The sequence below is a fragment of the Chromobacterium sp. S0633 genome (genome assembly GCF_024158805.1).
In the GTDB taxonomy this organism is placed as follows: domain Bacteria; phylum Pseudomonadota; class Gammaproteobacteria; order Burkholderiales; family Chromobacteriaceae; genus Chromobacterium.
Genome location: NZ_JAMZGH010000060.1, coordinates 1 through 21,607, shown reverse-complemented (window position 1 = coordinate 21,607; position 21,607 = coordinate 1). Strand labels below are relative to the sequence as shown.

The 21,607-nt window shown below is 66.6% G+C and carries 15 protein-coding genes; 9 read left to right on the top strand and 6 right to left on the bottom strand.

Annotation, left to right across the window (positions count from 1 at the left end; all coding sequences use genetic code 11):
- The 6 genes from NK214_RS22825 to NK214_RS22800 form a co-directional block, all read left to right on the top strand.
- The coding region (locus NK214_RS22825; RefSeq protein ID WP_253315602.1) for an Ig-like domain-containing protein at nucleotides 1–2,574 on the top strand (2,574 nt) is incomplete at its 5' end.
- A gap of 54 nt (nucleotides 2,575–2,628) precedes the next feature.
- Complete coding sequence (locus NK214_RS22820) at nucleotides 2,629–4,152, top strand: TolC family protein (RefSeq protein ID WP_107801166.1); 1,524 nt, start codon at nucleotides 2,629–2,631, stop codon at nucleotides 4,150–4,152.
- Nucleotides 4,149–4,916: an efflux RND transporter periplasmic adaptor subunit gene (locus NK214_RS22815; protein WP_227106332.1), complete on the top strand. Its 768-nt coding sequence runs from the start codon at nucleotides 4,149–4,151 to the stop codon at nucleotides 4,914–4,916. Before NK214_RS22820 ends, NK214_RS22815 begins: the two co-directional genes overlap by 4 nt.
- Before the next feature lie 7 nt (nucleotides 4,917–4,923).
- Complete coding sequence (locus NK214_RS22810; RefSeq protein WP_253315601.1) at nucleotides 4,924–6,255, top strand: efflux RND transporter periplasmic adaptor subunit; 1,332 nt, start codon at nucleotides 4,924–4,926, stop codon at nucleotides 6,253–6,255.
- Between the two features lie 2 nt (nucleotides 6,256–6,257).
- Nucleotides 6,258–8,366, top strand: coding sequence for an HlyD family efflux transporter periplasmic adaptor subunit (locus NK214_RS22805; protein ID WP_235085127.1), 2,109 nt, complete (start codon nucleotides 6,258–6,260; stop codon nucleotides 8,364–8,366).
- A gap of 199 nt (nucleotides 8,367–8,565) precedes the next feature.
- Nucleotides 8,566–9,102, top strand: a complete 537-nt coding sequence (locus NK214_RS22800; protein ID WP_107801162.1) for a GNAT family N-acetyltransferase — start codon at nucleotides 8,566–8,568, stop codon at nucleotides 9,100–9,102.
- An 84-nt stretch (nucleotides 9,103–9,186) separates the two neighbouring features.
- On the opposite strand, the gene NK214_RS22795 is transcribed toward NK214_RS22800, so the two are convergent.
- Both NK214_RS22795 and NK214_RS22790 read right to left on the bottom strand, forming a co-directional pair.
- The gene (locus tag NK214_RS22795; RefSeq protein ID WP_107801161.1) at nucleotides 9,187–9,519 is read right to left on the bottom strand and encodes a hypothetical protein; all 333 of its coding nucleotides are present in this window, start codon (nucleotides 9,517–9,519) and stop codon (nucleotides 9,187–9,189) included.
- 80 nt (nucleotides 9,520–9,599) lie between these two features.
- The gene (locus NK214_RS22790; protein ID WP_048415544.1) at nucleotides 9,600–10,187 is read right to left on the bottom strand and encodes a phage tail protein; all 588 of its coding nucleotides are present in this window, start codon (nucleotides 10,185–10,187) and stop codon (nucleotides 9,600–9,602) included.
- A gap of 320 nt (nucleotides 10,188–10,507) precedes the next feature.
- On the opposite strand from NK214_RS22790, the gene NK214_RS22785 reads away from it, so the two are divergent.
- Nucleotides 10,508–12,778, top strand: a complete 2,271-nt coding sequence (locus NK214_RS22785) for a DNA internalization-related competence protein ComEC/Rec2 (RefSeq protein WP_253315600.1) — start codon at nucleotides 10,508–10,510, stop codon at nucleotides 12,776–12,778.
- Nucleotides 12,779–12,846: 68 nt separating this feature from the next.
- On the opposite strand, the gene NK214_RS22780 is transcribed toward NK214_RS22785, so the two are convergent.
- From NK214_RS22780 to NK214_RS22765, 4 genes are all read right to left on the bottom strand, one after another.
- Nucleotides 12,847–13,740: a response regulator gene (locus NK214_RS22780; RefSeq protein WP_235085123.1), complete on the bottom strand. Its 894-nt coding sequence runs from the start codon at nucleotides 13,738–13,740 to the stop codon at nucleotides 12,847–12,849.
- Nucleotides 13,715–16,303 carry an ATP-binding protein gene (locus NK214_RS22775; RefSeq protein ID WP_253315599.1) on the bottom strand — a complete coding sequence of 863 codons (2,589 nt, stop codon included), beginning with the start codon at nucleotides 16,301–16,303 and terminating at the stop codon, nucleotides 13,715–13,717. Before NK214_RS22775 ends, NK214_RS22780 begins: the two co-directional genes overlap by 26 nt.
- 45 nt (nucleotides 16,304–16,348) lie before the next feature.
- Nucleotides 16,349–17,131: a ParA family protein gene (locus tag NK214_RS22770; RefSeq protein ID WP_370445222.1), complete on the bottom strand. Its 783-nt coding sequence runs from the start codon at nucleotides 17,129–17,131 to the stop codon at nucleotides 16,349–16,351.
- Nucleotides 17,132–17,256: 125 nt separating this feature from the next.
- Entirely contained in the window at nucleotides 17,257–17,739 is a 483-nt protein-coding gene (locus NK214_RS22765; protein WP_253315598.1) for a surface-adhesin E family protein, read from the bottom strand.
- A 382-nt stretch (nucleotides 17,740–18,121) separates the two neighbouring features.
- Here NK214_RS22765 and recQ point away from each other — a divergent pair, with 382 nt between their 5' ends.
- Together recQ and argJ are read left to right on the top strand one after the other, a co-directional pair.
- Nucleotides 18,122–19,927 (top strand): DNA helicase RecQ, encoded by a 1,806-nt coding sequence (gene recQ / locus NK214_RS22760; RefSeq protein ID WP_227106342.1) that lies wholly within the window; start codon nucleotides 18,122–18,124, stop codon nucleotides 19,925–19,927.
- Between the two features lie 84 nt (nucleotides 19,928–20,011).
- Nucleotides 20,012–21,229, top strand: a complete 1,218-nt coding sequence (gene argJ, locus NK214_RS22755; protein ID WP_253315597.1) for a bifunctional glutamate N-acetyltransferase/amino-acid acetyltransferase ArgJ — start codon at nucleotides 20,012–20,014, stop codon at nucleotides 21,227–21,229.
- The last annotated feature ends 378 nt before the right edge of the window (nucleotides 21,230–21,607 follow it).

Below are 21,607 nucleotides of genomic sequence, written 5' to 3'. Positions count from 1 at the left end.
GGCACCGGGGTGCTGACGCTGACGTCCAGCGGCGCCACGGCCACGCTGGCTCAATGGCAGGCGGCCTTGCGCGCGGTCACCTACACCGACACCGCGGTGACGCCCAATACCGCCACCCGCACCATCAGTTTCAGCGTCAACGACGGCAGCAAGGACAGCGCGGCGACGACGCGTTCCGTCACCGTGGCGGCCACGGATCAAACGCCTGTCGCCACCACCACCGGCAGCGCCGGGGCCTATGTGGTGGGCGGCGCCGCCACGCCGGTGGACGGCGGCCTGACCGTGTCGGATTTGGACAACACCACCCTGGCCAGCGCCACGGTGGCGATTAGCGGCAACTTCCAAAGCGGCGAGGACGTGCTGGCCTTCACCAACAACGGCAGCACCATGGGCAATATCACGGCCAGTTACAACGCCGGCACCGGGGTGCTGACGCTGACGTCCAGCGGCGCCACGGCGACCTTGGCGCAATGGCAGGCGGCGCTGCGCGCGGTCACTTACATCGACACCGCCGGCTCGCCCAACACCGCCACCCGCACCGTCAGCTTCACCGTCAACGACGGGACCAAGAACAGCGCGGCCGTCACCCGCAACATAGCCTTGCAACTGATGCCGCCCAGCGTCTCCGGCCTGACCAGCGGCACCGACACCGGCAGCAGCCATAGCGACGGCGTCACCAGCAACGCCACGCCCACGGTGACCGGCACCGGGATCGCCAACAGCCTTGTCATCATCTATGTGGACGGGGTGCCTATCGACAGCACGGTCGCGGACGGCAGCGGGGCCTGGAGTTACAGCTTTGTCTCCAGCCTGAGTTCCGGCGCGCACGCCATCACCGCCGTGGTCAGCAGCGGCGGCGTCAGCAGCGGCCAATCCAGCGCCTTCAACGTGGTGATAGACAATAGCGCGCCCGCGGCGCCGTCCGGCGTGGCTTTGAGCACGGGGACGGACACCGGCAGCAATCACGGCGACGGCATCACCGGCAACAACCGGCCCACGGTCACCGGCACGGCGGAAGCCAATAGCACGGTCACGGTGTACGTGGACGGCACTGCGGTGGGCACGGCGACGGCGGACGGCAGCGGCGCGTGGAGCTACAGCCTTGGCAGCGCCTTGGCGGACGGCAATCACAGCATCCGCACCACCTCCACGGATCTGGCCGGCAACGCCAGCGGCCAATCGACGGCCTACATCATCACGGTGGACACCGTGGCGCCGGACAGCCCGGCCAATACCGGTCTGAGCCTGGCCACCGACAGCGGCTCCAGCAACCGCGACGGCATCACCAACGTCAACCGCCCCAGCGTCACCGGTCTGGCCGAGGCGGGCAGCAAGGTGGCCGTGTTCATCGACGGCGTGCAGGTGGGCACCGCCACCGCCGACGGCGGCGGCGTCTGGCTGTTCAATCTGAGTCAGGCGCTGGCGGACGGCAGCCACAGCGTGCGCGCCACGGCCACCGACGCGGCCGGCAACATCAGCGCGCAGTCGGCCTCGTTCACCGTTGTCGTGGACACCACCGCGCCGGCGCCGCAGTCCTTCACCCGCTTGGACCCGGCCTCCGGCGTCGCCGGCAGCCTGCGTTACGATCTGGTGTTGAACAAACCCATCGTCGGCCTGAGCCCCGGCGATCTGAGCGTGATCACCAGCGGCAGCGCCAGCGCCGGCATCGGCAATATCGTCCGCATCAGCGACAGCCACTACGTGGTGCAATTGACCGGGGTCAGCGGCGTAGGCTCGGTGGCGCTGGCGCTCAAATCCGGCGCGGCGGCGGACCTGGCCGGCAATGTGACCCAGCAGCAAACGGTGGCGCCGGCTTACCAGTTGCGCAGCGCAAGGACAGAGACGCCCCCGCCGATCCAGCCTGTGCCGCCGGCGGACGCGCCGCTGCCGCCCAATGCGGCGCCGGTCATCAATATCGCGCCCATCACGCCCAATATCGTGCTGGCCGCGGTGAGCGGCGCGGGCAACGGCAACGGACCGGGCGCCGCGCCGACGCCGCAGGGCCCGGCGGGGCCGCAGACGAGCAACCCCATCCAGCTTGCCTTCGGCCAGGACCGCTTCGCGCCGACGCCCAGCGAGCCGTTTGGCCGCGGCAACGCCGGCCTGCCCTTTGTTTCCAATCTGGGCGGCACCTCCGGCGCCCCGTTGCAAGTGATGCCGGATCTGGGCGTGCGGCCGCTGGTGGCCGGACAGGGTTTCAACTTCAGCCTGCCGCCCGGCACGGTGATCACCCGCAATCCGGACGCGGTGCTGAACATCCAGGTGCGGCAGAGCAATGGCCAGCCGCTGCCGGCCTGGCTGAAGTTCGATCCGCAGACCGGTCGTTTCAGCGGCACGCCGCCGGCGGGCTGGAACCGTTCCTTGTCTCTGGAAGTGACGGTCAGCGACCAGAACGGCCACCGCGGCGTCACTCATATGCAGTTGAAAACCGGCGCGGGCGAGCAGGCGGCCGCGGCGACGGAAAAAGCAGCGGCGGCCGGCAAGCCGGCCCTGCACGAGCAGTTCCGCCAGCACGGCAAGCCCGCCTTCGATCAGCAGATCGCCGGATGGCTGCAGGCGGAGGACGCGGTTTGACCGCAAGGTCCTAGCCGGCGAGCCACTAAACCAACAAACCGCACAGGGGACGATATGAAGAAAGCAACACAGGGGGGAGGGGCCGGCCGCGGCGTTTATTCAACGCTGGCCGCGCTGACGGCGCTGGCCTTGACCGGCTGCGCGGTCACGCCCGCGCCGATGAGCTTGAGCGACCGCCAGGCCACGCTGGCGGCGGACCGCCAGGCCATGTTCGGCAGCCAGGAGCCCTTGACCGGGCCGGTGACCTTGCAAGAGGCGATGGCGCGCGCGCTGAAGTACAACCTGGATTACCGGGTCAAGCTGATGGAAGAGGCGATGGCGCAGCGCCAACTGGACTTGTCCAGCCTGGACATGCTGCCCAAGCTGGCGCTGGCGGCCGGCTACACCGCCCGCAACAAAGACAACGCGTCCTCGTCCCAGAACGTGGCCACCGGCGAACAATCGCTGGTGCCGTCTATCTCCTCGGAGAAGCGCAGCCATACCGCCGACCTTAATCTGAGCTGGAACGTGCTGGACTTCGGCGTCAGCTATTACACCGCCCAACAGCAGTCCGACCGCATGCTGATCCTGCAACAGCGCAAGCGCAAAGTGGCGCAGCAGCTGATGCAGCAAGTGCGCGAAGCCTGGTGGCAGGCGGTGGGCGCGCAGCAGCTGGAAGGCCGCATCGACGCGCTGCTGGCGGAAACCAACCGCGCGCTGGAAGACGCGCGGCAGGTGGAGAAGCAGAAACTGCGCGCGCCGCTGGAGGCGCTGAACTACCGTCGCCAACTGCTGGACGTGATCCGCCAGATGGGCATGATCCGCAACGCGCTGGCCCAGGCCAAGCCCAAGCTGGCCGCCATCATGAACGTGCCGCCCGGCACCGATTTCAAGGTGGCGGTGCCCGCAGGGCTGCCCACCCCGACGCTGGGCCTGAAGCTGGAGCAGATGGAAGAAATGGCCTTGCTGAACCGGCCGGAGCTGAATGAGGCGCGCTACAACGAACGCATCGGCGTCACCGAAACCCGGAAGGCCATCGCCAAGCTGCTACCGGGCCTGGAATTCAGCATCGGACAGAACTACGACAGCAATAAATTCCTGGTCAACAACTCCTGGAGCGACGCCGGCCTGCGCATCAGCTGGAACCTGCTCAATCTGTTCAGCGCTGGGCCGATCACCAAGGCCGCCGATGCCCAGCTGCAAGTGGCCAAGACCCAGCGCATGGCGCTGAACATGGCGGTGCTGACCCAGGTGCACGTGGCCTACCTCGATCTCAAAGGCCGCTCGCGCCAGTTCGGGTTGGAACAAGAACTCAACGACGTGGAACAGCGCATCTACGTGCAGAACCGCAACGCCACCGACAGCGGCGTGCAAGGCCGCCTGCCGGCGATTCTGGCCGACGCCAACGCGGTGTTCTCCACGCTGCGGCTGTACCAGAGCTACGGCGATCTGCAAAACGCCTACGGCCAGATGGGTTCCAGCCTGGGGATGGACCCGCTGCCGGAAAGCACCGCCAGCTATGATCTGCCGGCTTTGGCCGCCGCCTTCAAGGGCGCGGAAACGCGTTGGCAGGGGCAGGTGGCGGGGAGCAAGCCATGAAGTTGACGGTTCTGAGGGCTGCGGCCTGCCTGCTGGCGGCCGCCTGCGCCCAGGCGGCCACGCCGCCGGCCAAGCCCAAGCCGCCGGCGGCGCCGGTGACCAACGCCAGCGACGGCCGCATCCGCGTGCAGCTGATGGCGCGCAACGCCGTCACCCTGTCCGGCGAAGTGGCGGCCAAGATCGCGGCCTTGCCGGTGCCTGAGGGCGCCAGCTTCAGCAAGGGGCAGGCGCTGGTGCAGTTCGACTGCGGCAGCTATCGCGCCCAGCTGCGCAAATCCCAGGCTTCGCTGGAGGCCGCCAGCCAGCTGCTCAAGGTCAACAACCAATTGGCCAAGCTCAATTCCGCCGGCGCGCTGGACGTGGCCCAGGCCCAGGGCAAGGCCAAGGAAGCGGCCGCCGACGCCAGCTATATGCAGACCATAGTCGGCAAATGCGTGATCAGCGCGCCGTTCAACGGCCGCGTGGCGCGCCGCATCGCCGCCGTGCATCAATACGTCAGCCCTGGCAATCCGGTGCTGGACATCGTCGATTCCGGCTCGCTGGAACTGCGCATGCTGGTGCCGTCCAAATGGCTGGCCAAACTCAAGCCCGGCAGCAAGTTCACCGTGGCGGTGGACGAACTGGGCGCCAGTTTCCCGGCCAGGATAGAACGCCTGGGCGCGCAGATCGATCCGGTCAGCCAGTCCATCCTCGCGGTGGGCGTCATCGAGGGCAACGGCGCCAGCCTGCTGCCGGGGATGAGCGGCTGGGCCAGCTTCAAGTAGGCCGTGCATGGGGCACGCCGATAGAAGCCGGGAACTGGCCGGCCTGCTGCAGCTGCTGCATCGCGGACGCGATGCGGTCAGCGCCGAGCAGCTGGGTTTCATCATCGTCAACGAAAGCCAGCAACTGCTGCCCTACCGCCAGTCGGCGGTCTGGCGCGAGGGCCTGCATCGCCACGTGACGGCGCTGTCCGGCCTGGCCGAGCTGGACCCCACCGCGCCCTATATGCAGTGGCTGTCCCGCCTGTTCCGCCATCTGGCGGAGTCCGGCGGGCCGGAAGTCGGGCAGGACAGCCACTTGCTCGAGGCCGGCGACCTGCCCGCGGCGCTGGCCGAGGACTGGTCGTCCTGGCTGCCGGCCCACGCGCTGTGGCTGCGCCTGGGCGAGCAGGGCGCCTGGCTGCTGGCGCGGGAACTGCCGTGGAGCGATTACGAGCGCAAGCTGGCGGAAGAGCTGGCCCACGGCTACGGCCACGCGCTGCTGCGCTTCGCGCCCCGGCGCAACTGGCGGGAACTGGCGGGGCAATGGCTGCGGCCCGGCCGCAAGCAGCGGCGGCTGCTCATCGCCGCGCTGTTGCTGGCCTGCATGCCGATACGCCTCAGCGTGCTGGCGCGCGGCGAAGTGGCGCCGCAAAATCCGGTGCTGCTGCGCGCGCCGCTCAGCGGGGTGATAGATCGCATCCAGGTGCAGCCCAATCAGCGCGTCAAGGCCGGCGATCCCTTGTTCGATCTGGACGCCACCTCGCTGGCCGGCCAGTTCGCCATGGCCGCGCGCGAGCGCGACGCCGCGCAGGAAAGCTTCCGCGCCAGCGCTCAGCTGGCGGTCACCGACGACAAGGGCAAGCTGGCCATGGCGCAGGACCGCGCCAAGCTGGAAGAGAAAAGCATCGCGGCCGAGTACACCGGACTGGAGCTGCAAAGGCTGCACGTCACCGCGCCCAGCGCCGGCGTGGTGGTGTTTTCCGACCGCAACGACTGGCAGGGCAAGGCGGTGACGGTGGGTGAGAAAGTGATGACGCTGGCCGACCCCGCTCACGTGGAACTGGCCGCCTGGCTGCCGGCGGCAGAAGCCATAGACGTGGCGCCCGGCGGCAAGATCACCCTTTATCCCAACGCTTCGCCCACCGAGTCCTACGACGCGGAAATCCTCCGCGTCGCCTACAAGGCGGAAGCGGTGGAGGGCGGCCTGCTCGCCTATCGGCTGCAAGCCCGCTTCGTCGGCGGCGATAAGCCGCGGCTGGGGCAGATGGGCACCGCCCGCGTCTACGGCGACTGGGTGCCGCTGATCTACTACGCGCTGCGCCGGCCGCTGACCGCCGCGCGGCAATGGCTGGGGTGGTGAGCATGAGATCTCCCGCCTTGCCCGCGCTGCGTCAGGAACTGACGCTGCATCCCGGCCCGGCGCTGGCCGACGGCGCGCCCAGCTGGACCCTGCACGACCCCTGCGCCCACCGCTTCTATCAACTGGGCTGGGCCAGTTTCGAAATCCTGTCGCGCTGGCCGCTGGGCACCGCCGAAGCGGTGCTGCAAGCCGTCAACGCCGAAACCACGCTGCAGTTGGGCGCCGAGGATATCGAGGCTGTGCTGCTCTTCCTGTCCCGCCATCAACTGCTGCAGGCCGCCAGCGCCGAGCAGAACGGTTGGCTGTGGCAGCTGCGCGAGGCCAACCGGCCCAGCCGCGCGATGTGGCTGTTGAAAAACTATCTGTTTTTCCGGGTGCCGCTGCTGCGGCCGGAAGCCCTGCTCAATCGCCTGCTGCCGTGGACCGGCTGGCTGTTCCATCCGCGCTTCTGGCTGGCGATGGGCGCGGTGCTGCTGCTGGCGCTGGCGCTGGTGTCGCGGCGCTGGGACGAGTTCACCCACACCTTCTCCGCCTACGGCGGTGTCAGCGCCGCCATCGGCATCGGCCTGTCGCTGAGTCTGGCCAAAATCCTGCACGAGATGGGCCATGCGCTGACCGCGCGCCATTTCGGTTGCCGGGTGCCGGCGATGGGGGTGGCCTTTCTGGTGATGATGCCGGTGCTCTACACCGACACCAACGACGCCTGGAAGCTGGATTCGCGCCGTCAGCGGCTGCTGATCGGCGGCGCCGGCATGCTGGCGGAACTGGTGCTGGCCGCCTGGGCCACCTTGTTGTGGAGTTTTTTGCCGGACGGGCCGCTGCGCGCCGGGGTCTTTCTGCTGGCCACCACCACCTGGCTGGCGACGCTGGCGATCAACGCCAGCCCCTTCATGCGCTTTGACGGCTATTTCCTGCTGGCGGACTACCTGGGCCTGCCCAATCTGCACAATCGCGCCTTCGCGCTGGCGCGCTGGCGGCTGCGCAAAACGCTGCTGGGCCTGGACGATCCGGTGCCGGAACATTTCCCGGACGCGCGGCGGCGCGGGCTGATCCTGTTCGCCTGGGCCACCTGGCTGTATCGGCTGGTGCTGTTTCTCTCCATCGCCTTCCTGGTCTACCACCTGTTCTTCAAGGCCCTGGGCATTCTGTTGCTGGCGGTGGAGCTGGGCTGGTTCATCGCCCGCCCCGTGGTCGGCGAACTGATGGTGTGGTGGCAGCGCCGCGCGGATCTGCGCTGGGGCCGCGAAACCCGCCGCAGCGCCGCGGCGCTGCTGATCCTGAGTTTGGCGCTGATTCTGCCGTGGCAGCGCGAAGTGGCCAGCCCGGCGGTGTTGGGCGCTTTGCAGTCGCAGGGCCTGTACGCGCCGGCGACGGGCGAGGTGGCGGAAGTTCTGGTGCGCGACGGCCAGCTGGTCAAGGCGGGGCAGATCATGGCCAGACTCAGCTCGCCGATGCTGGAGGCGCAGCTGGCGCTGGCGGACGCCCGTGAGCGCGACCTGGCCTGGCAGACCGCGCAGCAACCGTTCGATCTGGAGCTGCAACAGCGCGGACCGGCCTTGCGCAAGCAATGGCAGGTGGCGCAGGAACAGGTGGCCGCCTTGCGTCAGCAAATGGCCAGGCTCACGCTCGCCGCGCCGTTCGCCGGCCGCGTGGTGGACCTCAGCGACGCGCTGCGCGCCGGCACCGCGCTGGCCGAGGGCGAGCATCTGCTGGACGTGGTGGGGCCGGACGGGGTCAAGGGCGAAGCCTTTGTCGACGAGGCCGCGCTGAGCGGACTCAAGCCCGGCCATGTCGCCCGCTTCGTCGCCGACGGCGGGGAGTTCTGGAGCGTGGAATGCCGGCTGGGCCAGATCGACCGGCTTAATCTGCCGCTGCTGGATCAGGCCTTGTTGGCCTCCACCTACGGCGGCCCCATTCCCACCGAACAGCGCGACCGCGGCCTGGTGCCCTTGGCCGCCACTTTCCGCGTGCGGCTGGAGCGTTGCGAGCGAGGCGCGGCGCCGCTGAGGGAGCTGGCCGGCGTGGCGCGCTTGCGGGGGGAGCGCTACAGCTTGCTGGAGCGCGGGTGGCGTCAGTTGTTGGCGGTGTTCCGTCGAGAGGCCGGACTGTAGACGCTGTTCGCGATCCGCTGGCGGCGGATAGCAAGCGGTCTGGAGACGCCTGGAAAGCTCATGCCTTCGGCGGAGACTGAACAGGCCTTAAGACCGGGTTTCGCCTGATTCGCAAGACCTTGCGCGCGCATGCGCGTAGAACGAAACGGGCGCGCCGCCGGCGCGCCCCATAACAGGTTTTGGAAAGGAGCCGTTCGCCATGTCCTCATTCTTGAACACGTCCTCGCTGGCCGAAGGCCTGCATCTGCGCCCGGCGCGACATCACGACGAGGCCTTCATCGCCGGCCTCTACCGCAGCGCCCGCCCGGACCTGCAATTGATAGACGGCGAGGAGGAACTGATCCGCACCGTGCAGGAGCAGCAATACCAGGTGCTGCAACGCGGCGCAGGCGACAACTACCCGGACGCGATGCACTTCGTCATCGAGAAAACCGGGGCCAACGTCGGCGTGGTGATGGTGGACTTCGGCCATAACGAGGTGCGCATCATCTTTCTGGCCATGGTGCCGGAAGCGCGCGGCCTGGGTTACGGCAAGGAGGTGCTGATGGGCTTGCAGCAGGCGGCCTGGCAAGTGCGCGCGCCGCTGGCGGTGGTGGTGTGGCACAGCAATGTGCAGGCGCGCCGGCTTTATCACCAATTGGGATTCGTGCTGGAAGAGGCCGGCGACATGGCGGACAAGCTGGTGTGGCGGCCCGAGCGCCATTCGCCGCAGGGCGAGGCGCGGGCGGGTTTGTAATATTTCGCCGGGCGCGCCGCCCGGCCGGAGTCTTCGTTCTTTTTATCCGTCCGCCGGCCGCCCACGGGCTGTCGGCGGGCCGGCTCAATTGAACGGCAGCTGGAAGTAGGCCAGCGCCGGATCGCGTCCGGCGGGAATCACCCGCCCTATCCACACCAGATCCAGCCGGATGGCGTCGCTGTGCTCGGTGGCGGGCAGCTCCAGCTGGCCCACCGCGTCCGCCAGCTCGGTGGCGCCCTCGGCGGCCAATTCCACCACGAAGGGGGTGCGCCGCGCGGTCTGATGCGGCGATTGCGCCTGCGGCCGCAGCTTGACGGCCTGCACTTGCAGCGCGATATCGGGATGTTGCGGGTTGCGGAAGATGCAGTGCTTGCCGAGCAGATGCATGAAGTCTTCGGCTTGAACGGTGGCGAGCATGGCGATGTCCCCTGAAGGCAACGGCCGCCGCCCCTGCGGCGGAGAGGCGGCCGGAAGCGGCGGTAGGCCGCGTATTGTGATTATGGACGAACCGGATACAGACCGTTGATAGCGATACAGAAATTCAGCGCCAGGAAGGGGTTGAGCACGCTGACCGGAGCGTTGCCGCCGGTCAGATCGGTATTGCCGGTGGCGGACAGGCCTTGCACCGACACGGGGTTGTTCAGCGCGGTGGACCAGATGGTGGCGAGGCCGGTGCCGGCGCCGGAAGCGCCCAGATAGGGGTTGCTGGAGCTGGGCGCGCTGGCCGGGGTGGCCGGCGTCGGCGTGCCGGCGGCGTGGAAGGTCACCGCCATGGAAGTGGCGGTATGGGAGTGCGCCGGCAGGTTGGCCACGCTGAGCGCCACGTTCTGGGTGCCGCCGAACTGTCCGGGGTTGTAGGCCGGCAGATTATAGGCGGGCTGCGCGGGGCCGGTGCCGATGGCCATGCGGCCGGTCAGGTTGGGCAGCTTGAAGTTTTGAGACGCGGTGCCGCCGTAGAGCGTGCCCAGCAGCGAGTACAAGGCTTCGTACTGCGATACCTGATAGGTCTGGCCCTGGCACAGCGCCCAGTCTTGCGGCGCGTAATTGAAGCCGTAGACCGTGATGGTGCCCATGTATGCGTCCATGTATTCCTCCTGCGAGTGAACCGTCTGGCGGCTGCCAGATGGAAAGTCATGTGAAAGAGAGGCAGGCTGCCGCGCTTGGGCGCCGCCTGGACCTGGCGAGGCGTCGCGGCGGCCGGGGGTTTCGAAAGCGCTTGTCCTAGGTGTAGTCCAGCGCTTCGTTAATGCAATACGCATTTGTACTTGTTATTTTTTCCCGTTTCATCTGCTATGGGTGCGTTCCGAGATCATAAAAAATACGATCGGCATGGTCTATTCGCTGCGCTTTAGTGAATGTATTTAATAGATTGCGGTGGCGCGGCATCGCCGCCTAAGATGCCGGCATGCCTGTCTTGATCGCTGTGTTGTGCGGCATCGCCGCATGCGCTGTCTTGCCGGCCTTGCCCGCCGCGACGGCTTGCCTGGGCCTGGCGGCGGGCGCGGCGGCGCTGGCCGCCTGTCTGCCGTCGCGCGCTCGGCCTTGGGCGGCCCTGGCGCCGGCTTTTCTGCTGGGGCTGGGCTACGCCGCCTGGCGCGCCGACAGCCGAATGGCGCAGCAATTGCCGGCCGATTGGCAGCAACGGCCCATCGTCTTCGTCGGCGAGGTGCGGGGCCTGCCGCAGCCCGGCGAGTACGGGACGCGCCTGACCATGGTGGTGGAGCGCACGCTGACGCCAGGCGTGGACTTGCCGCCAACGGTGAGGCTGACGGATTTTCGCCGGCGGGAGTGGCCGACGGGCAGCCGCTGGCGGGCCGAGGCCCGTTTCAAGCGCAGCCGCGGGCCGGCCAATCCCTTCGGTTTCGACGTCGAGCAATGGCAATGGTCGGAAGGCGTGCTGGCCAGCGGCTCGCTGGGCGCGGGCGAGCGTCGCTTGGAGGACGGCCGCGCGCCGCTGGCTTGGGTGGACCGCGCGCGCGCCGCCCTGGTGGCGCGCATCGAGCGGGTGCTGGGCGAGTCGCGCGAAGCGGCGCTGATCGCCGCGTTGACGGTGGGCGCGCAGCAAGGCGTGGCGCGGGAGGATTGGCGGCTGTTCGCCGCCACCGGCCTGACGCATCTGATCTCGATCTCCGGCCTGCACATCACCATGCTGGCGGGCCTGGCCGCGGCGGCGCTGGCCTGGCTGGCGCGCAGGCTGCCGGCCTTCGGTCTTCCGCCGCGTTTGCTGATCGCCGGCGGGGCTTTTTTGACGGCGGCGGCCTATGCCTTGCTCGCCGGTTTTTCGGTGCCGACCCAACGCACCTTGTTCATGCTGGGCGTGGGGCTGGCCGCCTTGTGCCTGCGGCGCGGCCTGTCGCCGTTCCGCATTTGGTGGCTGGCCCTGGCGGTGGTGTTGCTGATCGATCCTTTCTGCGTGCTGGCGCCCGGGGTCTGGCTGTCCTTCGGCCTGGTGGCGGCCTTGATGGCCAGCGCCATCGCCAGACGCCGCGCGCCGGGCAAGTGGCGGGCCGCCTTGGCCGGGCAGTGGGCGGCGGGCGTGTGCACGCTGGCGCCGCTGGTCTGGTGGTTCGGCGGCATTCCGCTGGTGTCGCCGCTGGCCAACGCGCTGGGCATTCCCTATGTGTCGCTGCTGCTGACGCCGCTGGCCCTGGCCGCCGTCTTGCTGCCGCTGGAGTGGCCGCTGCATGGGGCGGCCTGGCTGGCGCGCGGCTTTTACTGGGGCGTGGAGAGGCTGGCGCAAGCGCCGGTCCTGCCCTTGGCCGGAACGCCCTTGCCGTTGTTCTTGCTGGCCTTGCTGGGCTCGGCGTGGCTGATCGCGCCGCGCGGCGTGCCCGGCCGGGGACTGGCGGCCTTGATGCTGCTGCCGATGTTGCTCTACCGGCCCCCGCCGCCGGCTGAGGGCGCGTTCCGCGCCACCATGCTGGATGTGGGTCAGGGTCTATCGGTGCTGGTGCAGACCCGGAGTCGCGCCCTGTTGTTCGACACCGGCCCAGGCGGGGCCGAGAGAGTGGTGTTGCCGCAGCTGCGCGGCCTGGGGGTGAGGAGGCTGGACGGCCTGATGCTGTCGCATCGCCACAGCGATCACGACGGCGCGGCGGCGGAGCTGGCCGCCGCCATGCCGCCGGGCCGGGTATGGGCGGGGCAGCCGGAATCCTTGCCCGATTTGGGCTTGAGCGGCGAAGGCTGTCGTCCGGGACAGAGCTGGGCGTGGGACGGGGTGCGTTTTGACGTGCTGGGGCCGCCGGAAAGCGTTCCGGCCAAGGACGCCAATGCGCGCAGCTGCATCTTGCGGGTGGCGGGCGCGAGCCATGCGCTGCTCTTGAGCGGCGATGCGCCTGAGGCGGCGGAGCGAGCGCTGGCGGGCCGGCCGGACCTGCGCTTGCGCAGCACGGTGCTGGCCGCCGGCCATCATGGCAGCCGCACCGCCACCGGGGCGGCCTGGCTGGCGGCGGCGCGGCCGGAGGTGGTGTTGATCAGCGCCGGCTATCTGAACCGTTATCGCCATCCGCATCCGTCCGTGCTGAGGCGGGCGGAGGAGGCCGGCGCCGCGGTGCTGCGCACGGATCTGGACGGCGCCTTGACGCTGGAGTTCGGCGAAGGGGTGGAGTGGAGCTGTTGGCGCGACAGTCAGCGCCGTTACTGGCGCGAGCGCGGCGATTGCGGCGAGCCGCCGTGAGTCCGGACGGGCCGGCTCGGGCGCGAACGCCGCGGCGGCTCCGCCTCAGCGCGGCCTTGAACCGCGTCTTATTCTCCGCTGTTGACGTGGGCGACCACGATATTGCCCCGGCCCTGGTAGTGCAGGCCGTCGAAGGACAGCCTGCGCGCGATCAGGATGCCGCGCCCATGACTGGACATCAGCGAGGCGGGCTCGGCGTTTTGGTAATGCTCCCAGTCGAAGCCCGCGCCCATATCGCTGATGGTGAAGCGCATCTGTTCCGGTTCGCGGCTGAAGTCCACGCTGATCTGGCGCTGTCCCAGCACCGGGTCCTGCATGCGGCGGGCCAGCTCGGCCTCCCACTGGCCTTCGGCCATATAGTGGCTTTTCTCGTCGAAGCTGATGTCCAGATTGCCGTGCTCGATGGCGTTGACCAGCAGCTCGAACAGGCCGGTGGCCACCCGCTCCGGATGGGCGCAGGTTTTGGCCAGCAGGGCGGTGACGGTCTGGGCCTCCTTGTGGCTGCGGCAGCTGAAGGTGGCCTTGTTCAGGTGGCGCAGGGCGTCGACGTGAAGATTGGCCAGTTCGCGGAAGTGGGCGTAGCGGTCCCAGTGGCCTATCGCCGCCTCGACGATGGCCAGCAGCATGTCGCGGGAGAACGGCTTGGTCAGATAGTAGAAGGCGCCGGCCGCCAGTCCTTCTTGCACGCTGGAGGCCGCGCCCATGGCGGTTTGCATGATGACCGGCAAAAACTCCAGTCGCGGCTCGCTCTTGATGCGCTTGAGCACGTCGAAGCCGCTGATGCCGGGCATCATCTTGTCCAGCAGCACGGTGGAGAAGGTTTCGCCTTCTCGCTGCAGGATGTCCAGCGCGGTCTCTCCGTCCTCGGCCTGGACCACTTCGTGGCCGGCGTCCTGCAGCAGTTCGGCCATCAGCTCCAGATTGAAGGGTTCGTCGTCAACGAGCAGTAGTTTGTGGGGCATGGTTGGGGTCCTCCGTGGCGCCGGCCTGTCCGGTGCGCGGAATGATGAAAGTGAACAGCGCGCCGCGTGTCGGCAAATTGCTGGCGAAGATGCGGCCATGGTGGGCGGAGATGATCTCGCGGCAAATGGCCAGCCCCAGGCCGGTGCCGCCTGCGCCGGTCTTGGTGCTGCTGCTCTGGATGAATTTGTCGAAAATGCTTTCCAGTTCGGACTCCGGCACGCCGGGGCCGGTGTCTTCCACGGTGACGAGGATGTTCTCGCCGTCGGCGTCCTGGCGCAGGCCGGCGTTGACGTAGATCTCGCCGCCGTGCGGACTGAACTTGATGGCGTTGGACAGCAGGTTGCGCATCACTTGGCCGATGCGGAAGGGGTCGATGTCGGCGTGCAGTTGCTCCGACGAGCAGTTCAGATAGATGCGGATGTCGTTGAGCGCGGCCAGCGGCGTCATTTCGTCGCAGATGTCGTGCAGGCATTGGCACAGATTGTTGCGGCTTATGGTGTATTCCATGCGCCCCACTTCCATCTTGGCCAGGTCGAGCAAATCGTTGAGCAGGGTCAGCAGCCGGTTGCCGCTGCTCTGGATGCGGCTGAAGTATTGCGCCATCTTGTCGTCGTGCTGCCCGCGGGAGCGGGCCTGGCCCATTTCGGTGAAGCCCAGGATGGCGTGCAGCGGCGTGCGCAGCTCGTGGGACATATTGGCCAGGAACTCCGTCTTGGCGCGGCTGTTTTCCTCGGCCAGCACCTTGGCGTGGCGCAGGGTTTCCTCCAGCGCGCGCTGGGCGGAAAAGTCCTGGTACAGCCAGATGGTGCCGAGCTTGGGCACCGAGGGGTTGATGGCCTTGCCGTACAGCCGGCACCAGAACAGCTTGCCGGTGCCGGTGCGCAGCCTTTGCTCGGTCTGCACCACCTTGCCGTCGTTGAGCAGGCTGTACAGCGCCTTGCCGGTGCGCTCCCATTGCTCAGGCGATTCAAAGAAGGGCAGGGTGCTGTGGCCGAGGATGACTTCCTCGCGCTGCTCGAACAGATCGAGAAAGGCGCGGTTCACCTGGAGCAGATTGCGGTCCACGATGTAGGCCATCGCCATCGGGCTGGCGTCCAGCAGCGCGGACAACTGGCGGCTTTGCACTTCCACCTGCTCGGCCAGGCTGTTTTTCAGTTCGATCAGCGCCGCTTCCTGCTCCTTGCGGATGGAGATGTCGCGGCACACCACCACGTAGAACCAGTCGTCCGGCAAGGTGACCCGGCTGAGCGACAGCTCCACCGGCAGCATATGCTCGTCGCTGCGGCGCAAGCTGGCCTCGAACGGCCGGCCCTCGTGTTCCTGGGCGATGTGTTCGAAGCTGCGCGCCGGATTGCGGTCGTACAGCTCGTCCAGCAGCTTGCCTATCGGCAGTTGTCGCACCATGTCCGCCGACTGGCCGATCAGCCGCACCGCCGCCGGGTTGATCTGCAAGACCAGGCCCTGGTGGTCGATCAGGATGATGGCGTCGGAACTGGCTTGCAGAATGGCGCGCTGGCGCGCCTCGCTCTGCGCCAGCGCCTGCTCGGACATCACTCTGTCGTTGATCTGCTCGCGCAGCGTGCGCGTGTTCATTTCCAATTGCTGCTGGCTGCGCTTGAGCTGATCCTGCATCCGGCGCCGGGATTGGGCCTGCTGTTGCTGGAACCAGAACATCGCCAGCAAAAAACCGGCCGTGGTGGCCAGGATCGCCCAGTGGGTCAGCCGCATGCCGGGATTGGCCACGCCTTGCGGATAGGCGCCGAACAAGATCTCGTTGCCGCCCAGATTGTGGCGAATGGTGTACAAAGGCGGCGTGGACGGCAGCGGCCGGGTGGGCTGGGAGTCCAGCAGCGGCGCGTCGGGTTGTTCCTGGGTCCAGGCGACGATGCGGACATGGCGCAGCGGGCTGGCGGTGCCGGGTTCGCGCTGGCTGTCCTGGATCAGCTTGTCCTTGCGCAGATTCAGCAGCAGCAGGGTGTTGTCGTCGTTCAGCCGCACGACGATGTCCAGACGGCTGCCGTTGCTGCCGGGCAGCGTGGTCGGCATCAGCACCGGCTGGGTGCTGTGGCGCGCCAGGTCCATCTTGCGGCGGGCGTTGCCTACGCCCCCCAGGTCCAGACCTTGCGGCAAGGCGTTGCTGTCGTCCGGCAGGTAGCCGGACACCGGATAGTACAGCGGGCGGCGCGGGCTGGGCGCCAGATGGCGGTCCTGCAATACGCGTATGCTGTTGGCGATGCGGCTTTCGAACGCCTCGCGCTGTTCCGGGCGCACGTATTCGATGATGCCCAGACCGCCGAACGGCGTATCGTCGCGTATGGTGCTGCGCGCGAGCACGGCCAATGAACGCGGCTGGGGGCTGTTGGCCAGGCTCTGCGCCAGCACGGCGGAGTGATCCAGCATCGCCTGCATCCGCACCCGCAGCAACTCGGCGCTCAATTCGCCCCAGTAATGCTGGCGGTCGATGAGCTCGGCGCGTTCATCGTTGATCATCAGCCAGTATTCGGCGGACAGCAGGCCGACGCTCAGCAGGCCGCTGACCAGCAGCGAGCTCAGGCGATTCAAGGGGAGCCGCCTCCGCGCGAGCCGGCGGACAGCGGGAGAGGGACGCTAGGCAGGCCGTCCATCCCGCGCCAGCTCCTGGTAAAGCGCTTCGAACTCGCGAGACAGTTTGTGGCGCGGGTCCAGGTACACCATGGGAAGCGCCGCATCGTGTGACTCCCGGATTTTCACGGATGAAGACAGCGGAGAGGACAACACCGGCAGGCCTTCTTGCTTGAGCTCCTCCACCAGGCGCACCGGCAAACTGGCCCGCGCCTGGAACTGGTTGACCACGATGCCTTCGATGAACAACTCGGGATTGTGGTCGGCGCGGATTTCCTCGGTGTTCACTTTCAGGTTATAGAGGGCCTGGCGGGAAAAGGCATCGCAGTCGAAGGGAATCAGGCAGCGGTCAGCGGCGATCAGCGCCGAGCGGGTGAAGAAGTTCAAGGCCGGCGGAGTGTCGATCCAGATCTCGTCGAACCGGCCGCTCAAGCTGTCCAGCGCTTCCTTGAGTTTGAACATCTTGTAGCGCGCCTCCAGCTTGCCCATCAGCTCGGCAAGGTCCGGGTGCGAAGCCAGCAGGCTGAGCCCGGTCAGCGGCGTGGCGCGGACAAAGTCCGCCGGCTCCTTGCTGAACATGGAAATGCTCAGCATCTGCTCGAACAGGCCGGCCAGCGACGGCGCGTCGTCCCGGGCGGCGGAACCCATCAGATAATGGCTGGCGTTGCCCTGCGGATCCAGGTCCACCAACAGCACCCGTTTGCCCTGTTTGGCGGCGACGGCGGCCAGATTGACGGTAATGGTGGACTTGCCCACCCCCCCTTTTTGATTGAAGACCACTCGTCGAATCGCTTGCATGGGCGCTCCAGGCATGGGGCCGGTTGGGCGGCGGGGCCGCTACGCAAAAAACGCCCGCTCGCGTTTTGGCGCGCCGCGGGACGCGGCCGCGAGCGAGCGGGCTGGGCGAAACGGGCTCAGAACCCGGGTTCGCCCTTGCATACCAGCAGCATCTGTTGATAGCTGGCCGAATTCTGCACTACCGGCATAGGTTTTATCTGAGCGTCATTATAGGTGAAGCTGGCGATCTGGCGGCCGTTCTCATCGAACAGCACCATGTCCAGCAGGCGGAAAGTGCGCTGCGAACAGTCTATCTGCCAAGTATTGATCGACACCTTGTGACGCGGCGTGGACAGGAAGTTTTCCTTCTTCAGATTGAAGATGGTCTTGCGGTCGCGAAAGCTGGCCACCTGGCCCTGCTTGCGGACAGACAGCTTGTCCAGTTCGTTCAGGATGTTGCCGTTGGGGGAAACCCCCAGGTTTTGCCAATCGGCGTTGGCCGGACTGGCCCCGGACTGAGCGGGCTTGCCGACGGTCGATGGGCTGGGTGTTTTGCTGGGGGCGCTGGCGCAGCCGCTGATCACTGCGGCCGCCAGCAGGACGGGCCAAATATTACGCATTAATGCCTCCAAGAAATCGTCGGTCAGTGTCGCACAGCCGGGGGAAGGCTCCAAGCGTCGGCGCGCGGAAGGGCTTGCGCGGCGGTGGCTAGAGACGGGTGGCGAGCTGCCTTCGACAGTGCGGCGCCGCAAAAAATCCGCAATGCCATATAAGTATTTTTTTGCGAAGAAACGCCAAAAATAAATGGAAAAAAAGGAACTTCGCGAGTGTCCCACAGGTCCATGGTAGTGCGAGAGCATTTTTCCTCTTCGTTTCACATTGTCTCCATCCAACTTTATGGCCGCTGCACTCCAGCGGCCCTTTTTTTGCCCGTGGCTCCCGGGACAGGACGCTGCCGGCCACTTGCCGTACAATAGGCCCCTTCTCGCAAGAAGACGGCTTATGCAGGACGCGCTCTCCCTACTCAATAATATCTTCGGCTATCCCGAATTCCGCGGGCAGCAAGGGGAGATTGTCGATCACGTCGCCCAGGGCGGCCACGCGCTGGTGCTGATGCCCACCGGCGGCGGCAAGAGCCTCTGCTTTCAGATCCCCGCGTTGATGCGGCCGGGCGTCGCCATCGTGGTGTCGCCGCTGATCGCGCTGATGCAGGACCAGGTCGCCACCCTGGTGGAGCAGGGCGTGGCCGCCGCCTGTCTCAATTCCGCCACCCCGCTGGACGAGGCGCGCGACATCGCGCGCCAGGCGCGCGCCGGCTCGCTGGATCTTTTGTATGTGGCGCCGGAGCGCCTGCTGACCCCGCGTTTCCAAGAGTTCGTGTCGCAGCTGAACATCAGCCTGTTCGCCATCGACGAAGCGCATTGCGTCAGCCACTGGGGGCACGACTTCCGCCCGGAATACCAGCAATTGGGCTTTCTGGCCGAGCGCTTCCCGCAAGTGCCGCGCATCGCCCTGACCGCCACCGCCGACGAACAGACCCGCGCCGACATCATCCATTACCTGAAGCTGCAGGACGCGCGCGTCTTCCTGTCCAGCTTCGACCGGCCCAATCTGTTCTACCAAGTGGTGGAAAAGCACAACGCCAAAAAGCAGCTGCTCGACTTCATCCGCAACGAATACCCGGGCAGCGCCGGCATCGTTTACTGCCTGTCGCGCAAGCGCGTGGAAGACACCGCGCAATGGCTGTGCGACAACGGCATCCACGCCTTGCCCTACCACGCCGGCCTCAGCCATCAGCAACGCGAGGCGAACCAGCGCGAATTCCTGCGCGACGAAGGCGTGGTCATGGTCGCCACCGTCGCTTTCGGCATGGGCATAGACAAGCCGGACGTACGCTTTGTCGCCCATATCGACATGCCCAAGAGCCCGGAAAACTTTTATCAGGAATCCGGCCGCGCCGGCCGCGACGGCCTGCCCGCCGCCAGCTGGCTGTGCTACGGGCTCAACGACGTGGTGCAATTGCGGCAAATGATAGAAGGCGGGGAAATGGCCGAGCTGCAAAAGCAGGTAGAACTGGGCAAGCTCGAAGCCATGCTGGCCTTCTGCGAAGCCGCCTCTTGCCGCCGTCAGCACATCCTGGCGCATTTCAGCGAACAGAGCCGGCCTTGCGGCCATTGCGACAACTGTCTGCATCCGCCCATCACCTTCGACGCCACCGTGGCGGTGCAAAAGCTGCTGTCCTGCATCTACCGGGTGGAGCAGCGCTTCTCCGCCGGCCACGTGATCGACGTGCTGCTGGGCCGCGCCAATCAAAGCGTCGGTCATTACGGCCATGACAAGCTGTCCACCTTCGGCATCGGCCGCGACTACAACCAACGCGTTTGGCGCTCCATCATCCGCCAACTGGTGGCGCGCAAGCTGCTGCATGTTGACATCGCCCGCGGTCAGTCGCTGGTGTTGAGCGACGAATGCCGGGCCGTGCTCAAAGGCCAGGAAAAAGTCTATCTGCGGCCGCTGGCTGACGACAAGGCGACGCGCAGCAGCGCCAGCGCCGATCGCTGGCTGCGCACCGAGCGCGAAGAGCGGCTGTGGCAGGCGCTGCGCGGCTGGCGCCGGCAAATGGCGGACGAACACAATGTGCCGGCCTACGCGGTGTTCTCCGACCGCACCCTGCGCGACCTGGTGGAAAAGCATCCCAGCTCCCGCGCCGGCTTGGCCAAGGTGTATGGGTTGGGCGAACTCAAGCTGGCGCGCTACGGCGAAGCGCTGCTTGAACTGCTGAGCGCGGCGGCGGCCGAAGCGGGTTGATCCGGCCGCCGTTTTTGTTTCCGGTCCGGCGGATCAAATCCGCTACAATCGATGCGAATAATATTGATTGATCTGGAGCGATAGATGGCAGTAAACCTCAAGCCCGTCAGCGGCGAACATCTCTTCCCCATTCCCGGCGTGGAACTGAGCATTGCCGCCGCCGGCATCAAGAAAGCCGACCGCAACGACGTGCTGGTCATCCGTCTGGACAAAGGCAACACCGTTGCCGGTGTGTTCACCCAAAACCGCTTCTGCGCCGCGCCGGTGCAAATTTGCAAAAAGCATCTGGACGCCGGCGTGCAGATCCGCGCGCTGGTCGTCAACACCGGCAACGCCAACGCCGGCACCGGCGAACAAGGGCGCAGCGACGCGCTGCAAGTCTGCCGCACGCTGGCCGATGAGCTTGGCTGCCAGCCGGAACAGATCCTGCCCTTTTCCACCGGCGTCATCCTGGAGCCGCTGCCGGTGGACAAGATCGCCGCGGCGCTGCCGCATCGGCAAGGCGCGGACTGGGCCGACGCCGCCCGCGCCATCATGACCACGGACACCGCGCCCAAGGCGGTCAGCGCCCGCCTGACGCTGGACGGTCATCCGGTCAACATCACCGGCATCTCCAAGGGCGCCGGCATGATTCATCCCAATATGGCCACCATGCTGGGCTTCATCGCCACCGACGCCGCCGTGACGCGTCCGGTGCTGCGTCAGCTGGTGAAGGAAGTGGCTGATGTTTCCTTCAATTGCATCTCGGTGGACGGCGACACCTCCACCAACGACAGCTTTATCCTGATCTCCACCGGCCAAAGCGGCGCTCCGTTGATCGATTCGCCGCAGCTGGCGGCCTATCAGGCGCTGAAGGCGGAGTTGATTCAAGTCGCCACGGCGCTGGCTCAGGCCATCGTCCGCGACGGCGAGGGCGCCACCAAGTTCATCACCGTCAAAGTTGAGGGCGGCCGCTCCTTCGAAGAGTGCAAGGACGTTGCTTACGCCATCGCGCGTTCCCCGCTGGTGAAAACCGCTTTCTTCGCTTCCGACCCAAACCTGGGGCGTCTGCTGTGCGCCATCGGCTACGCCGGGGTACAGGACCTGGACGTCGATCGCCTGGAGCTGTATCTGGACGAGGTGCTGGTCGCGGTCAACGGCGGACGCAATCCTCTATATAAAGAAGAAGACGGCCAGCGTGTGATGGCTCAGCCGGAAATCCTAGTGCGGGTAAACCTGGGGCGCGGCGCGGCGGAAGCCACGGTTTGGACCTGCGACTTCTCTTATGACTATGTGAAGATCAATGCGGACTACCGCAGCTGAGCAAGGCGGTTTAGCCGTTTGGGCCGCTCCGTTCGCCGGAATGCCGGCCTCCTGCCCAGAAAAAGCCCCGTCAATCGGGGCTTTTTCGCATCCTGCGCGTTTCCTCCGCGAGGGCTTGTCGGAGCGTTGGAGAGAAATTGTTCCGACCCGGAATGACGGCTTCTTTACAAATCAAAAGCTTGCCGGCGCTGTTTGCGAAATCTCCGTCTTTTTTCAAAATAGGTGTTGACGGAGCGAGGGCTGTAACGTATATTTCACCTCCTCAGCAGACAACGCAGCGACGGAAACGAAACGCAGCGATCTGCACCGATCTTTAACAGAACGAATAACCGATAGGTGTAAGTGCTCGGTCGATGACCAAACACTTGCACTGCAAGA